We start from the raw sequence: 15925 nt of genomic DNA on the forward strand, positions 1-15925 counted from the left end.
TCTACTCTATTTCAATCTAGAACACCGTGCTCTCTTCCAAGGTAAACTTGACATTATCCTCGATCCACTTGCGGCGGGGTTCGACCTTGTCGCCCATGAGAACGGAGACGCGGCGTTCGGCACGCGCCAAGTCTTCAATGGTGACGCGGATAAGGGTGCGGCTGTCAGGGTTCATGGTGGTTTCCCAGAGCTGGTCGGCATTCATTTCACCCAGACCTTTGTAACGCTGGAGGACAGCGCCCTTGCCGAATTTCTTGCGCAGGTCTTCGAGCTCTTGGTCGGTCCATGCGTATTCGACTACTTCTTTAGCGCCCCTGCCTTTAGACATCTTGTAGAGCGGCGGCAGAGCAATATAGACATGGCCTGTTTCAACCAAAGGCCGCATATAGCGGTAAAAGAAGGTTAAAAGCAAGGTTTGGATATGGGCACCGTCCGTATCAGCATCGGTCATAATAATGATTTTATCATAATTGGAATCTTCAACCTTGAAATCGGCCCCCACACCCGCACCAATGGTATAAATCATGGTGTTGATTTCTTCATTTTTGATGATGTCTGCCATCTTGGCTTTGGCGGTATTGAGCACTTTCCCGCGCAGAGGCAAAATAGCCTGAAACTTCCGGTCTCGTCCTTGTTTGGCTGAACCGCCGGCAGAATCTCCTTCGACCAGATACAGTTCATTTTTCTTTGGATTCTTGGACTGAGCAGGAGTTAATTTCCCTGACAGCAGCCCCTTGTCTTTTTTATTTTTCTTGCCATTGCGGCTCTCATCTCTGGCTTTGCGGGCCGCTTCTCTGGCATCTCTGGCCTTAATGGCCTTACGGACAAGATTGGAAGCTAGCTCGCCATTTTCCATCAAAAAGAAAGTTAATTTATCAGAAACCAAACTGTCAACAATAGGACGAGCCAAAGGACTGCCCAATTTATCCTTGGTCTGTCCTTCAAACTGCAGATGCTCCTCCGGAACCAAAATAGACAGAACCGCAGACAGGCCTTCACGGTAGTCAGAGCCTTCTAAATTTTTATCTTTTTCTTTTAGCAGACCGGTCTTTCTGGCGTAATCATTCATGGCCTTGGTAATGGCAGATTTCAAGCCCGTTTCATGGGTTCCCCCGTCCTTGGTCCGGACATTATTGACAAAAGAAAGGATGTTATCTGAAAACCCATCATTGTACTGCAGAGCAACTTCTACCTGAAAATCGGACTCTTCGCCCTCAAAGTAAATGACCGGTGTCAGTGTTTCCTTGTCTTCATTGAGATATTCAACAAAGTCCTGAACACCATTTTCATAATGAAACTCCGCATGCAGAGCTTCTTCCGGCCGCTCATCGGTCAATGTCAGCGTCACATTTTTGAGCAGGAAAGCCGATTCGTTAAGACGCTCGGCAATCGTATTATAAACAAAATTTGTCGTTGAAAAGATGCCTGCATCCGGCATAAAAGTGACTTTGGTACCGCTTTTAGATTTTGGCGCTGTTCCAATCTTCTTCAAGGTTGTTGCTGGTTTGCCGCCGTTTTCAAAACGCTGCTTATAAACAGCACCGTCCCTAGTAATTTCAACTTCTAACCAGCTGGATAAGGCATTAACAACTGATGAGCCGACACCATGCAGACCGCCGGATGTCTTGTAGCCGCCTTGACCGAATTTACCGCCGGCATGGAGGACAGTAAAAATAACTTCAACGGTAGGAATTCCCATGGCATGCATTCCTGTCGGCATGCCGCGGCCGCTGTCAGTTACTGACAGCGAACCATCTTTATTAATAGTTACATCAATACGTTCACCAAATCCTGACAGAGCTTCATCGACTGCATTGTCGACAATTTCCCATACCAAGTGGTGCAAGCCCGTACCGTCGGTTGAGCCGATGTACATTCCCGGCCGCTTACGGACAGCATCTAACCCTTCTAATACCTGAATGGCATCATCATTATAATTAGTGATTGTAATTTCCTTTTTAGCCAAAATTGACCTCCGATTATTTCATCTTTTTTATCTTACAAGTTTTTTGGAAATTTTGCAAAGTTATTTTTGAAAATCAAGAGATTTTCCCTAAATGATTTGATATAATGTTTCTATGAAAGTCATTATTTTTTTAATTATTGCCTACTTACTGGGCTCGATTCCTACCGGACTGTGGATTGGCAAATATTTTTACGGAAAAAATCTAAGAGACTACGGCAGCGGCAATATGGGGACAACCAATACCTTTCGTGTTCTTGGTCCCAAGGCGGGTTCAGTGACCTTTATTATTGACATGCTAAAGGGAACTCTGGCTACGGTACTGCCAATGATTTTTGGGGTCAGCGGTGTGACGCCGCTCCTCTTTGGCTTTTTTGCTATCTTGGGACACACCTTTCCCATCTTTGCCGGATTTAAGGGCGGTAAGGCCGTAGCAACCAGCGCAGGAATTTTGCTCGGCTTAGCACCGCTGTTTCTTCTTTACCTCTTAATTATTTTTACAATTGTTCTCTATTTATCCAGTATGATTTCCCTGGCCAGCGTTACAGCAGCAAGCGTGGCTATTATCAGTGCCTTAATTTTTCCAGCCTTTCATTTCCTCTTACCGTTTTATGACTGGTTCTTCACCGGAATTATTATTCTGATTGCAGGAATTATCATTGTCCGCCACAAGGATAACATGATCCGCATCAAAGAAAAAAATGAAAATTTAGTCCCCTGGGGATTAAATCTGACCCATCAAAAAAAGAAGGCAGAGTAACCTTCTTTTTTTATTCTGCCAAATACACTAGACCAGAACAAGTCAGACGATTCAGGCAGACTAGCCTAAGCTGGCTTATTTGCCATAGCTCCTGCGGCTAAGGCCGTATAAGCCCAACCCGGCCAGAGAAATACCTGCCAAGATAGAAATAGCTGATTCCTGACTGCCGGTCCGTGGCAATTGTCTGCTAGCCTGATAGGAAGAATTAGGATAGCTGACCGCTGATTCTGTGTTTTTATAGCGAACAGAGAGTTTTAGCGGTGTATTAACCACAGACTTATCAGCAGCAGACTTAGACTGAGATTTCTGCTTGGATTGATTTGGATAACTCTTTGGATCTTGAGGAGAAGTTCCTGCAAGTATTTCATCTAAATCTGTAAAACCATCTCCATCGCTGTCTTTTGTGGAAGAGATGGAAATAACACGAGAATTGGGATTGACGACCGCATACTGTGTCAAATCAGCCTTGGCCAAATAATCAGCAAAGACGCTGTCCATAGAAGGTCCTTCTTCCCGGCTGCCGCCTAACATAGTGTAACCGTCGCCTCCTGCAGCCAAGAAATCATTGGTTACTAGGTAGTAAGTTGCTGCTGGATCCAAAGGTTTATAGGTCTTTGTCTCTGGATCTAAAATGGCAATATGAAGGATACGTTTTTCCGGTTCTAAATTAGTATCATAATATACTTTAGCTCCTGCAACCTGCAAAAAGCCGCCGCTTGGTTCCATTAAAGGCTGACCATTTTCATCAAGAATCGGTTTTCCTTGCTTATCCACTTGTAAAATAGAGCCTAAAGATTTAAGGAACATCTCTTTGATGCTTTGCCCCTTTACAGCAATCTGCGAAACAGTATTACCGAAAGGCAAAACAGCAATAATATCACCTTTTGTAATTGGTTTATTCTTAGCAATTGTCTCACGCAGTCCGCCGCCATTGGTCACGGCTAAATGAGATTTATGAGAAAAACCTGTTTGTCCATAATCCAGCAGAGCATCTGCGACAGCATTACCAAGGTTAGTTTCTCGAACACGGACATTCATGCGATTTCCGTTGAGTTCAACAGGACTGTTAGGAATAACAATTTTGGCATTGTCGGCCTTATAACGAGCCTCAATTCCATCTACCATGGCCTGAACAGCTGGATTTGGACTGACTGAGCTTACATCCTGAGCACTTAACAGAGTGTTGTTCAAGACCTCTTTCGAATTTAATCTGATAAGCCCAACATTGTTCAAATAACTGCCCGTCTGATTGTAAATAACGTTACCGTAAACAGCTGTTTTGGCAGTATGAGAATGGCCATCAAGAACGATAACATTTTTTCCAGCCAATAAACTATTTTTAGCTAGAGCCTGAGCCAGACTGTCTCCGCGCCATTCTGTTTTGGTTGTCGTATCAACTCCCAGATGAGCTAGGATAATATAATTATGGTAATTTTTGCCTTCTGCTCTGGCCTGGGCTTCTGTTTGAGCGATAACATTAGTAACTTCAGTGATAGGGTCGGTGAAGGTCACGCCGACAACATTGCGAGGGTGAGTTTTGGTGGAAGTTTCAGGCGTTGTGACACCAATAACTACGTATTCATCCCCTTCGATGTTTTTATTTTTATCAATAATCGTTGAGGCTTCAAAAAGTCGTGCTCCATTGACATAAATATTAGAACTGATAATTGGAAAAGTCATTTTATGGCTCAGTGTTTTGAGCTGTTCCAAGCTAAAATCAAACTCATGATTACCAACCGTCATAGCATCATAACCAGCAGCGTTCATCAACGCAATAGCATCTTCTCCCTTGCTGTTATTGGTGATGGGCAGCCCTTGCGTAGCATCACCCGAATCCAAAAGCAAAGTCCTTCCTTTTTGCCTTTCGCTGTCAGCAAGGCCAGCTAATTTGGGCATACCAATAACACCATTTTTACTGTCTTCCGTAAAACGTCCGTGGATATCATTGGTATGTAAAATGGTCATGGAGTTATTATTTTCAGGACTGTCAGCCACCGGTGTAGCGGCAGCTCTGGTGACAGCAGGAGATTCTGCCGAATTTACTGTCGGTGGCGCGCTTGACTCTGCAGCTTCTGAAGCAGCCGGAGCATGTGGCGCGCTAGTTTGTGCTGTCGGATTTGATGCTGCATTTGTTACAGCAGTCACCTGCTCACTCTCATTTGGAGCGGCTTCTGTCTGGGCACTGACGGCCGGAACCTGTTCACTGCCAGCATTAGCTGTCGCAGGTGTCTCATCTGCATAAGCATGCATGGATAAAAGAGCTGTTGACAGGAACAAAGTTGGTAAAAGTAAAGCTTTTCTTTTCATTCAATTTCTCCTATAAGTTATAACAAACTATACCGCTTTTCCAAATTTTTATTGAGTGTTAAAAACATTCTGAAAATTCATTTCATTACTGATACTAAAAAATATAAGGACTTCAGCTGGTCTTTTCATCAAAAAATAGTTTTTTTAATACCCAATGCTGGTTTCGTCTTAAATTCTGTATAGCCAAAAGGGGGCTGGATTTTTATGTCCTAGCCCCGTTTTTTAGGCTTGATAAACAATTTCACCACCGCAAATTGTATACTTGACTTGGCCTTTCAAGGTTTCTCCGATGAAAGGAGAATTGGCTGCTTTAGAAGCAAACTTTTCTGAAATCAGACGGTCTTCTTTATCAGCGAAAATGACCACATCCGCAGGGCCACCTTCAGCCAGATATCCTGCTTCAAATCCATAGAGCTGAGCTGGATTAACTGTCATTTTAGCCAAAAAGTCTGACAGACTCAGATGACCCGCCTCAACTAAATAAGTCAAACCAAGCGACAGCGATGTTTCCAGGCCTGTCATGCCAGATGGTGCCTTAGTAATATCTGCTGCATTTTTTTCATCTGCATGATGAGGGGCGTGGTCAGTAGCAATAACTGAAATAACGCCAGATTTAAGGCCTTCAATAACTGCCAAACGATCAGACTCCAAACGTAGCGGTGGATTCATCTTAGCATTGGCACCTTTTTCAAGCAGCAGGTTTTCTGTTTTTGAAAAATGCTGCGGCGCTGCTTCTGCGGTCACCTGAGCGCCTAACTTTTGAGCAAATTCTACTACTTTAACCGATTCAGCCTTGGATAAATGCTGGATATGGATATGCGCCTGTCTGTCATAAGCAATCATGACATCACGCGCAATCATGCTGTACTCAGCTACCCCAGTTGCACCGCAAAAGTGGAATTTATCGCGGGCAATGTTTTCATTAAAGCCAAGGATGCCGTTTAATTCAGGATCTTCCTCATGCAGACTGATAAAAGTGTCATTTTTCTTAGCCAAGTCCAAGGCTTCCTTGACGACCTTAGAACTCGTCAAAGGAATCCCATCATCTGAAAAACCAACAGCTCCTGCTTTTAGAAGTGCTGCAAAATCTGTCAGGTTGCGGCCGTCAAAGTTTTTGGTAATAGTTGCTACAGACTTAATATTAATTTTTTCCTTAGCTGCACTTTCTAACACTTCTATCAATGTCTCCACATCAGAAATAGTCGGTGTTGTATTTGCCATCATGACGACCGTTGTTACACCGCCCGCTGCTGCCGCTAGAGCCCCGGTATGAATATCTTCCTTGTGTGTCTGACCGGGTTCACGAAAATGCACGTGGACATCAACAAGACCCGGAGCAACCACAAGCCCTGCAGCATCAATGATTTCAGCATCAGGTGACTCAATTTGCTCAGCTATTTTGACAACCTTTTTGCCATCCAGAAGCAAATCGCAGACTTTGTCTGTTTGAGATTTAGGATCAACCAGGCGGCCGTTTTTGATAAGTATCATTTATTTTCTCCCTTACATCTAATTATTGCAGCCAGTCAATCGGCTCCAATCCTTGTGCCTTCAAAAAATCATTGGTCCGTGAAAACGGTCTGCTGCCAAAGAAACCTCTGTGGGCAGATAGAGGACTTGGATGAGGTGACTCAATAATATGGTGGATCGGATTGGTAATCAGTGCTTTCTTCTTGCGGGCAAAACCACCCCAAAGAATAAAGACTACTGGTGTTTCTTTTTGGTTGACCACCTTAATTATCGCATCCGTAAATGGTTCCCAAATACCGTTGGCATGAGCATTAGCTTGGTGTTCAGGAACAGTCAGGCTGGCATTGAGCAAAAGTACGCCCTGCTGTGCCCATGATGTTAGATCGTGGCTCTTTTTCTCCCCGATATCAAGCGACAGCTCCTTTAAAATATTTTGCAGGGACGGCGGTGCAGGAACCTGATCCGGTACAGAAAAAGACAACCCTTGAGCCTGATTAGGCCCATGATAAGGGTCCTGACCAATAATCACTGCTTTGACGCTTTCCAAAGGCGTCGTCTGAATAGCATTAAAAACTTTTTCTCGCGGCGGATAAATAATACCCCGGCTGTAAACTTCATCCATAAAATGATTAATCTGGGCAAAATAACCTTCCGGCAGTTCTTTTTTTATCAAATCATGCCAAGCTGAATGTTGCATAGACTTCCTTTCCCTCCTAAAAGACCAAAACACTTATTGATCTTGAGTTAGCATTTCCCAATCAAATCAATTTCAGCCTGCTCAATAATATGATTTTTAGCAGCATGGCCAAGTTCATTGAGGTAAAAACCTTCTTTTAAGGGAAGTTCACTATCTAAAGCATAGACTGTTAAGGTATAGGCATGATCCTTGTCTGGCGGATAAGGTCCTATATAACCATTTTCAATAGCTGAAAAATCAGTGCTTAAAAACTTACTGACCAGACTGTTTTTCCCATGCAGGTGCTGGGTGTCCAGACGCGAAAAATCGGCCTCAATGTCGGTCTTGTCTGCAGGAACATTTGCCACGCACCAATGGATGTAGGCAAAGCCGCAAACAGGAATTGAATCGTAGTCCACAAAAGTCCACGCCAATGTTTTAGCTTCTTTAGGCACATCTGTCAGCTTAAAAGGAAATGATACAATAGCATTTCCGAGCTTAAGTTCATCAGTGTACTTGCCGTAGCGATCCGGTAAAATATTCTTGTCAAAATCTGTAATAATTTTCATTGTAGCCTCCTTACGTCACCGCTATTTTATCATATTTTTCATAAGAAAATGCAGGAAAAACAGCCCTATAAGGAAAAAGTAATCAAGATCAAATACGCTTAATTCTGCCAAGTTTCTTGGTTTTCTTTGAATTTTTTCAGCAATTGCAGACCGTCTGCATTGATGTAGCCTTGAACCTTGGCTACCTTGATGAGTTCACTGTAGTTTGACAAAGTTACCAATTTGACACCAGCTTTTTCAAAATTTTCTCTTGCCTTTGGCAATTCGTAAGTGAAGATAGCTGCCACACCAAGCACATCAGCCCCTTCACGCTTGGCAGCTGCTACCGCATCCAGCACAGAACCTCCTGTTGAAATCAAATCTTCAATAATGACCATTTTTTGTCCCTTAGTCACACGGCCTTCAATTTGATTGCCAGCGCCATGGTCTTTTGGTTTGCTGCGGATATAAGCAAAGGGCAGATCCATCTTGTCTGCAATGATAGCTCCGTGCGGAATACCAGCTGTTGCTGTCCCTGCAATCACTTCTGCTTCTGGAAATTCTTCCTTGATGCTTTCAACAAAACCATTTTCAATCAAGGTACGTGTCTCAGGATAAGACAATGTGATGCGGTTGTCTGTATAAATCGGTGATTTAATGCCAGATGCCCAAGTAAAAGGGTCTTCAGGTTTGAGATAAACCGCCTTGATATCCAATAGGTCACGTGCGATGTCTTTTGCCAATGTCATAGTTATTCTCCTTCTAAAAGTTCAATGGTTGATGTAAAATACTGCTCTAACAACTGTGTTTTCTCTGATAACTTCAAAACTAATCTGCTCACCTAGCCAAGTCAAAAAGGGCGTATTTTCAGCATCGTCTGCCCGATGAATGCATAATAGCAGCTAGCTGCCCTTCAAAACTTAAGTGATTTTCTTAGAAATGATGTCAACATCCTGTCTTTCACCATCTCTGGCCAGCAAATCTGGAATGTAGCCCTAAGTGATAGGATAGACATGTCAAAACTTATCTTGACAGCCTATCACTTCTATCAATGACCAGCTTAAAAATTTTTCTAGTCATTCCATTCAGTCTTGATTGCTTGATAAGCTGCGACTGGGTCTTGAGCTCGTGTGATTGGGCGGCCTACGACGATATAGTCTGAGCCGATAGCATATGCATCTCTTGGTGTCATAACACGTTTTTGGTCACCAACAGCAGAGCCTGCTGGACGGATGCCTGGTGTCAGACAGACAAAATCTTTTGACGTAGCAGATTTGATAGCTTGCACCTCATGGGCTGAGCAAACTACTCCATCAAGACCAGCTTCTGCTGTTTTCTTAGCATAATGGACTACTGATTCTGCTAAGCTGGTTTGAATGTTTTGGAAGTCACGCATTTGTTCCTCAGATGTTGATGTCAATTGTGTCACCGCAATCAATTTGGGACCAATTCCAAGTCCTTCACGCGCAGCCTTCATCATATCAACACCACCAGCCGCATGAACATTGGTCATATCAACACCCAACTGTGCCAGCACAGCCATTGCCGATTTCACCGTATTGGGGATATCATGCAGTTTCAAATCAAGAAAGACCGAATGTCCTAGTGATTTGACGTAGCGAACAATGTCAGGTCCAGCCGCATAATAAAGCTCCATACCAATTTTAACATAAAGCTTCTCCTCGGCCGGAAAAAGAGCTAAGAAGGACTTCACATCTTCAAATGATGGAAAATCCAAAGCAACAATGGGGCGATTCTCACGCATTTCTAACATCCTTTCTGAGCTGTTCAAGAGTGTCAATACCATATTTATCCATGACCCTAGGCAGGTCTTCAATGATATTAGGACAGGCAAAGGGGTCGGTAAAATTAGCCGTTCCCACAGCAACAGCTGAAGCACCGGCTATCATCATTTCCAGTGCAGCCTGAGCCGAATCCACTCCTCCCATGCCAATGATAGGAAGACTAGTGGACTGAGCGACCTGATGAATTAATTTGAGGGCTACTGGAAAGACTGCCGGACCACTCATACCGCCAGTTCCATTGGCAATAATCGGTTTTCTGGTTTTCAAATCAAAGCGCATGCCAACCAAGGTATTAATCATGGTAAATCCTGTTGCCCCAGCTTCTTCTACGGCCTTGGCAACCTGAGTAATATCCGCCACACTCGGTGTCAGCTTAACATAGACTGGCACTTGAGAAGCCTCAACCGCAGCCTTGACCGCAGCGTGGGCCAATTCTGGCACCTGCCCAATCAGCAAACCATGATTGCCATGGTCAACATTGGGACAGGAAATATTGAGCTCAATAGCCTTTACGTTTGGCGCCTGAGAAATCTTTTCAGACACATGGGCATACTCATCATTTGAGAAACCGGCAACATTGGCAATAATAGGCAGTTCCGGATAATGTTCAGCCAGCCAGGGCAGTTTTTCAGCCATGACAACGTCCACACCTGGATTTTGCAAACCGATAGCATTGAGCATGCCCGACGGTGTCTCTGCTACACGCGGTGTCGGATTGCCAAAACGCGGGTGCTGAGTAGTCGCTTTAATCATGATAGAACCAAGCCGATTCAAATCATAATATTTAGCATACTCCTGACCAAAGCCAAAACAACCAGAGGCCGGGATAATCGGATTTTTCAGCTCTAATCCCGGCAGCTTAACAGCAAGTCTATTTGTCACGGGCTCCTCCTAATCTAAAATAATCTGACCAGTTTTAAAAACCGGACCGTCTTCACAAACACGCAGATTTTTGGAATCTTCCTGGCCTTTAAGGTGGACAACACAGGCATAACAAGCCCCCATACCGCAGGCCATGCGTGACTCTGTTGATAAATAAGCGTGCGGATGATTTTCAAATTTGCTATCTACGTATCTAAGCATACCAGGTGCCCCGCAGGCATAAACAGCGTCAGCAACCGTGTCAAACCCATCAATCACCGTGGAAACATAGCCATGAATGCCATAAGAACCATCATCTGTTGTTACGATAACATCACCATAGCGGCGCAGCTTTTCTTCCAAAATGACAGCCTCTTTATTAGCAAAGCCAATCACGCAAGTCACTGCAACACCCTTGTCATGCAGCTGCTTGGCAGTCTCAACCAGAGGCGGAACCCCAATGCCGCCACCGATTAGCAGGGCAGTTTGGCCAGCTCCAATAACGGATAAATCAAAACCATTACCCTGAGGCCCCAGACAATCAACCGCATCACCGGCCTTCAGCTGTGAAAAGACAGCCGTCCCTTCACCTTCAATTCGGTAAACAATGGTGGCCTCTTTTTTTAACTTATCAATTTCAGAAATAGAAATTGGCCGCCGCAAAAGTTTGCTGCTGTCCGGAACGCGCAAATGCAGAAACTGACCAGCCTGCATTTCACTAACCATCTCACCGGTTAGCACCATTTCAAAAATATCAGGAGCAATCTTTCGCTGAGCGACCACTGTCATATCTTCTTTTAAAATCATAAGTACCTTTCTAACAAAAAAACCTTACCAGCAAGGCAAGGTTGCACAAAAAGCGGGCAGACTGCACCTCTGCCTTTTAAACGTAATCTCCCTTGACAGCCTCTCTGGACTAAATTAAAGGTTATTTCATTTTTTCCATTATAGCCTGAAACACTAAGAATGTCAAATCCTCATTTAAGCTGCTAAATATGCACAACTGACATGTCCTAGGAGTATCATAAATGGGAGCTGGAAAAATCAATTTTTCCTAGATAATCCTTTAAACCAAATTTCCCAGCCATTTCCATTCTGTCTTTTTGCGAAGATAAGAATATAGGACATAACCGATTAATGACCCTACAAGAGCCACCATAAAAATTTGCACCTTATGATCCTCGCTAATAAGATGACCTCGTACAACAATTGAAATGACAGCCTTATGAGTGACATATAAAAATGTACTAAACTCTTTATAAAAGTGACTATAGTTCAATTTTTGAGTAACTAACAGACTAGCTATGAATATCATCGTACTAGTGGGCAAGGTTAGTATGACTTCTTCAGGATTTGTTATACTAGCTAATAATCTCTCATTTATTAAGTTTTCAGCAAAAAATAACACTAAGAGACACATGCCGCTAGCGTATAGTGCTTTTTGTGATATTAGCCAAAATTTTGGTTTTTGAGCCAATCCTGCTAGTTCACAGCCCATCATTAAATAAATTAAGACTCGAGGCATGGTTAATGGTGATATCATGATCCAATGATTAGGATAAAACATGTTATAACCAGTTGTTAGGATAAAGTAACACTCGAGCCCAATGACTAAGAGCCACACTCCCCATTTTGGTAGTAACTTTAGCAAGATTAGTAAGGTTGGTAAGCCGTAGATAAGAGCCAATAAATACCAGGACTGCCCCCAGCCATTATGAGCCCCACTAGTAACCAACTCAATGATTTGGACTATAATTCTCTTAATCGTGAACTCACCCTGCAAATCTTCTCGAAATTGTAAAATTAATAAAGGCAGGAAAATGACTTGCCATGATAAATAGAGTAAAGCAATACGTTTTAAATATTTCTTGAGGTAATTTAGCCCAGCATCCCTATAATAATATTTCTGAAAAAAGAAATAGCTGCTCGTAATCAGAAAAAATGGAACAGCTAGTCTACCAAAAGTTTTAAGACCGTAAAGACCAGAATGGATACCAACTACAGAAATTGCCATAATCAATTTCATGAAATCAATACCATCGTAATGTTTTAATTTATTCTGCAATTTTTATACTCCTATCCCTTATTCTTTAAAAAGCCATGACCAATTTTGGCTTTCCTTCACGATTTCACTGGTACCAATCATATAGATAACTTTAGCGGTTAGGCCATTATCCTGATTGAGATAGGTTGCTTGATTGGTAAAGGTATTGTGGTCAACAGTAATTGTACTAGAATTTACAATAGAAGTACAATAGAAAACTTATAAAATTCCTAGCAAAAAACACAGGAATGTGAAAGATAACCCAAATCAATCCATTCCATGCGTTTAGTTTTCATTAGTTTCCCTTAATTTTCAAAGCTGCTCTTATGTGGAAATTTACGCTCAAAGCTAGCCACAATTAATTGACACTTCTTATCAAAATCAAGGTCATTGACATCATCATTTAGACAGATAACGCAATGTTGCGGATTGAGCAGTTCGCCTGCTATTCCTTCTGTATCTTCCAGCGAATAGTAGCTGCCAAATCCAACTTTTTGCGGTTCAAATTGATTCCTTTCTATGTTCCAATTGCTCATCAAAAAGTGGTTTACATCATCGATATTTCTAAATCGGTTGTGACAGACTTTATCCAGCAGTTCGCCTTCTTTTTCCCAAACTTCTTTAAAGGTCGATTTCAAATGCGGCAGACTGACATGGAAGTTTTTATAGCCAAAAATCCCTTTGTATAAGCTAGCAAATAGATTATTCACTATATATTTTTTATAGCGGATATTAAAAAATTTGAGAGGGTGTCTTTTTAAAACGCTTTTAGCCTCAAAATATTTGTTGATAACGATAGTATTATTTAATTCAATATGATTGAATTCTTCCCTTGGAACTAAGGGAGCATAGATAGCATAGTCCTTGACTTTCCCATTAAGGAAAAAATCTTCTGGCTTTACAGTCCTATTAAGAAACATATCATCATTAAACAAGACAAACTGCTCACTTAAATCTGGAATTCTATGCAGATTCAGCTCGATAACATTGGAATTATAGGTGGGAAGATACTCCTCTGGAATATAGTCTTTATGCTTAACAATACGCAGTTTAGGATGATTCGTATTCAGCCAGACCGGTACATGTCCATAAGTGACAAAAAAGACCTTATTGACCCAAGGAGCGAAATTTTCTACTGCCCGAAACCAGTAATTAAAGAAGGGAATGCTGCGGTATCTTTGCGCAGTGTCTCCTTCTAGATATTCATTGCTTCCGTCAAATTGTGACTTTTCTTTGAGCCACTCAGGATCATTTCCATCAACATAAGTAACAACAAGATCAATCTTGCTTTTTTCTGTTAAGCTCATTGTGTAACATCCTTTAATGCTTCTGTGACTGCCTTTTTAAGGTAATCCCCTTCTTGCAGTTTCTTCATTATTTTTTTGACATTCTTTGCGTATTTCTGATAATCTTCTTCAGTAAGCTCTTCTAATTTTTCTTCTAGCTCGTAAAGAGAAGAAACAACAAGGCCTAAATGGTGTTTTTCAACAAATTCTGCTTCAGCCGACTCTTTCCAAACAATGACAGGAATGCCTGAAGATAAATAAAGTGACAGCTTATGCGGATTATTGTATTTCAGGTAGTTCCCGGTTGGTCCCGAACAAGTATCGAGTTGATTCCCGTCCCAAACCAGGCCAAATCCTGAATTTAACTGAGAAGGAACCTCGTCTGCTGGAAAAGAACCATGATAGTGAACATTATCAGGAATTTGCTTAGGTTCATAAAAAATACCAAACAAATCAAAGTCTAGATTAGACAGTTTCTCTAGCTGATAAGCATAGGGACTTTTATCAGCCTTTAGATTGCCAGCAATTTGAACGTGCTTTGAGAAATGGATATTTTTATCCTGTGGCTCCTTATTGAGATAATCAAAAATCTCCAAAGAAATGAGGCAGTCTGATGAAACACCGTAATCAATAAACCACTGCTTCATTTTATCATTATGAACAATAATTTTATAGGCCACAGCCAGCATCTGATTCAGCTCTTTTTGGTAAAACTTATCGGAAAATATATTTCTAATCAGCTCCACATCATGAACCAAAGAGATGATTTTAACATTCTTTTTCTCTTTTAGTTTCTTTAAGGTTGCAAAGCGATTGCTCTGGTTTCTTCGGAAAGGGTGCTGCAAAACTAAAACCGAATCTTCTTCAATTTGAGAATAAATCGCCGACCATTCTTTAATATAGGACACTTGTCTTTTGACTTTAGAAATAAAATCATACTGTTCATTGGACTTGGAAACAGCCAATTTCTTAAAGCCTAGGCCTGTCAGAATATCGACACAGTCATTTGTTGCCTTACTGCCAGCATGTTTATGATGTCCGTATGATTCAACAATTTGGTATTTATTCAACTTCTTCTCCTAACAATAAGGATTCGATATCCTTGGCTTGGCTGCTAATATCAAATCCTTTTTCTTCAAAAAGAGGCTTAATCTGAACTGTATTACTGCGATCTAGCTTAAGCATATCGATCATGGTCTGAGCCCAAACAGCTGGCTCTTCATCCAAAGAAAGATAATTTAGACTGTCCAAAATTTTCAACTCTTTGGTAATAGTGTCGCTAGCCAGTACTGGCAAACCATTGGCCTGTGCTTCAACTGCAGAAAGAGGCAGTCCTTCAAAAAGCGATGGCAGTACAAAAAGATCTAAAGCACTCAGCCAAGTTTTCATATCAGACTGACTGCCAGCCATTAGTACCTTATCCGCAATATCGTAATCCTTGATTTTTTGTTTTATCAGCTCTTCTGTACTGTTAGTTCCAGAGGTTTTCCCAATAATAACTAGCCTTAATGAATCATCTAATTCCAAGGCTTTGTTAAAAACATCAATCAAAAAGGGCTGATTTTTTTGGATATCCAGTCTTCCAACATTACCGATGATTTTATTTTGCTGCCAGCCCAGGCTTTTTCGCAAATTTTCTCTGGCACTAGCAGAAAATGCAAAATTTTTAAATTCAATAGCATTTTGAATAATACGCGATTTTTCTAAGGCAGATCCAGTATACATATAGCGTGCTGCCAAATCTGAACAGGCAAAAAAACGAGTCGCAATTTTTTTAATCCGTTTTTTATTGATGGTATGAAAGACTAAGCGGGCAAAATTTCCCTTCCATTGGGAACTGTGACTGTGAATAATCCGTTCTTTAATGCCGTATTTTTGGGCATAGACCAATAAATCAATATTAGGAATTCCCATAGCATTATACCAAACAGCATCATAATCTTTTGCATGTTTGTCAAAAAAGGAAGTCAGCGCTCTTTTATAGTTTTGATAAGCTGAAATTGTTTTACCTTTACGGGGCAGATAATATACTTTAGAACCTCTGGCCAATATTTCTTCTTCAAAAATAATAGGCTCCTTCGTTCTCTTGATAAAATCAATCTGAATTTTTTGAGGATTCAAATGCCTGTAATAATTCATTATAAAGGTTTCTGTCCCAGCCAAGACCGGCGACATCCCCGTCATCAGTATCTTATACATAAACCA

At 41.7% G+C, this 15925-nt stretch carries 14 protein-coding genes; 1 reads left to right on the top strand and 13 read right to left on the bottom strand.

Features of this window, described 5'->3' with window-relative positions; all coding sequences use genetic code 11:
* Positions 1-16 precede the first annotated feature (16 nt).
* Positions 17-1966, bottom strand: a complete 1950-nt coding sequence (gene parE, locus SCSH_RS05615; RefSeq protein WP_057490914.1) for a DNA topoisomerase IV subunit B — start codon at positions 1964-1966, stop codon at positions 17-19.
* A gap of 112 nt (positions 1967-2078) precedes the next feature.
* On the opposite strand from parE, the gene plsY reads away from it, so the two are divergent.
* Positions 2079-2723, top strand: coding sequence for a glycerol-3-phosphate 1-O-acyltransferase PlsY (gene plsY, locus SCSH_RS05620; protein WP_057490915.1), 645 nt, complete (start codon positions 2079-2081; stop codon positions 2721-2723).
* A gap of 75 nt (positions 2724-2798) precedes the next feature.
* On the opposite strand, the gene nt5e is transcribed toward plsY, so the two are convergent.
* The 12 genes from nt5e to SCSH_RS05680 form a co-directional block, all read right to left on the bottom strand.
* Positions 2799-5030 (bottom strand): cell surface ecto-5'-nucleotidase Nt5e, encoded by a 2232-nt coding sequence (gene nt5e, locus SCSH_RS05625; protein WP_057490916.1) that lies wholly within the window; start codon positions 5028-5030, stop codon positions 2799-2801.
* 222 nt (positions 5031-5252) lie between these two features.
* Entirely contained in the window at positions 5253-6521 is a 1269-nt protein-coding gene (locus SCSH_RS05630; protein WP_057490917.1) for a dihydroorotase, read from the bottom strand.
* 22 nt (positions 6522-6543) lie between these two features.
* Positions 6544-7197, bottom strand: coding sequence for a uracil-DNA glycosylase (locus SCSH_RS05635; protein ID WP_057490918.1), 654 nt, complete (start codon positions 7195-7197; stop codon positions 6544-6546).
* Positions 7198-7244: 47 nt separating this feature from the next.
* Positions 7245-7745, bottom strand: coding sequence for a YbhB/YbcL family Raf kinase inhibitor-like protein (locus tag SCSH_RS05640; protein WP_057490919.1), 501 nt, complete (start codon positions 7743-7745; stop codon positions 7245-7247).
* A gap of 98 nt (positions 7746-7843) precedes the next feature.
* Positions 7844-8473, bottom strand: coding sequence for an orotate phosphoribosyltransferase (pyrE, locus tag SCSH_RS05645; protein ID WP_057490920.1), 630 nt, complete (start codon positions 8471-8473; stop codon positions 7844-7846).
* 323 nt (positions 8474-8796) lie between these two features.
* Entirely contained in the window at positions 8797-9489 is a 693-nt protein-coding gene (gene pyrF, locus SCSH_RS05650; protein ID WP_057490921.1) for an orotidine-5'-phosphate decarboxylase, read from the bottom strand.
* Positions 9482-10411: a dihydroorotate dehydrogenase gene (locus SCSH_RS05655; RefSeq protein ID WP_057490922.1), complete on the bottom strand. Its 930-nt coding sequence runs from the start codon at positions 10409-10411 to the stop codon at positions 9482-9484. The genes pyrF and SCSH_RS05655 overlap by 8 nt, the downstream gene beginning before the upstream one ends.
* Positions 10412-10420: 9 nt before the next feature.
* Positions 10421-11197 carry a dihydroorotate dehydrogenase electron transfer subunit gene (locus tag SCSH_RS05660; protein WP_057490923.1) on the bottom strand — a complete coding sequence of 259 codons (777 nt, stop codon included), beginning with the start codon at positions 11195-11197 and terminating at the stop codon, positions 10421-10423.
* Between the two features lie 259 nt (positions 11198-11456).
* Entirely contained in the window at positions 11457-12455 is a 999-nt protein-coding gene (locus SCSH_RS05665; RefSeq protein ID WP_057490924.1) for an acyltransferase family protein, read from the bottom strand.
* Positions 12456-12739: 284 nt separating this feature from the next.
* The gene (locus SCSH_RS05670; protein WP_057490925.1) at positions 12740-13741 is read right to left on the bottom strand and encodes a stealth family protein; all 1002 of its coding nucleotides are present in this window, start codon (positions 13739-13741) and stop codon (positions 12740-12742) included.
* Positions 13738-14790 (bottom strand): glycosyltransferase, encoded by a 1053-nt coding sequence (locus SCSH_RS05675; RefSeq protein WP_057490926.1) that lies wholly within the window; start codon positions 14788-14790, stop codon positions 13738-13740. Before SCSH_RS05675 ends, SCSH_RS05670 begins: the two co-directional genes overlap by 4 nt.
* Positions 14783-15919, bottom strand: coding sequence for a glycosyltransferase (locus SCSH_RS05680; protein WP_057490927.1), 1137 nt, complete (start codon positions 15917-15919; stop codon positions 14783-14785). Before SCSH_RS05680 ends, SCSH_RS05675 begins: the two co-directional genes overlap by 8 nt.
* Positions 15920-15925 lie beyond the last annotated feature (6 nt).

The sequence above is a fragment of the Streptococcus orisasini genome, from assembly GCF_001431045.1.
Lineage (GTDB): Bacteria > Bacillota > Bacilli > Lactobacillales > Streptococcaceae > Streptococcus > Streptococcus orisasini.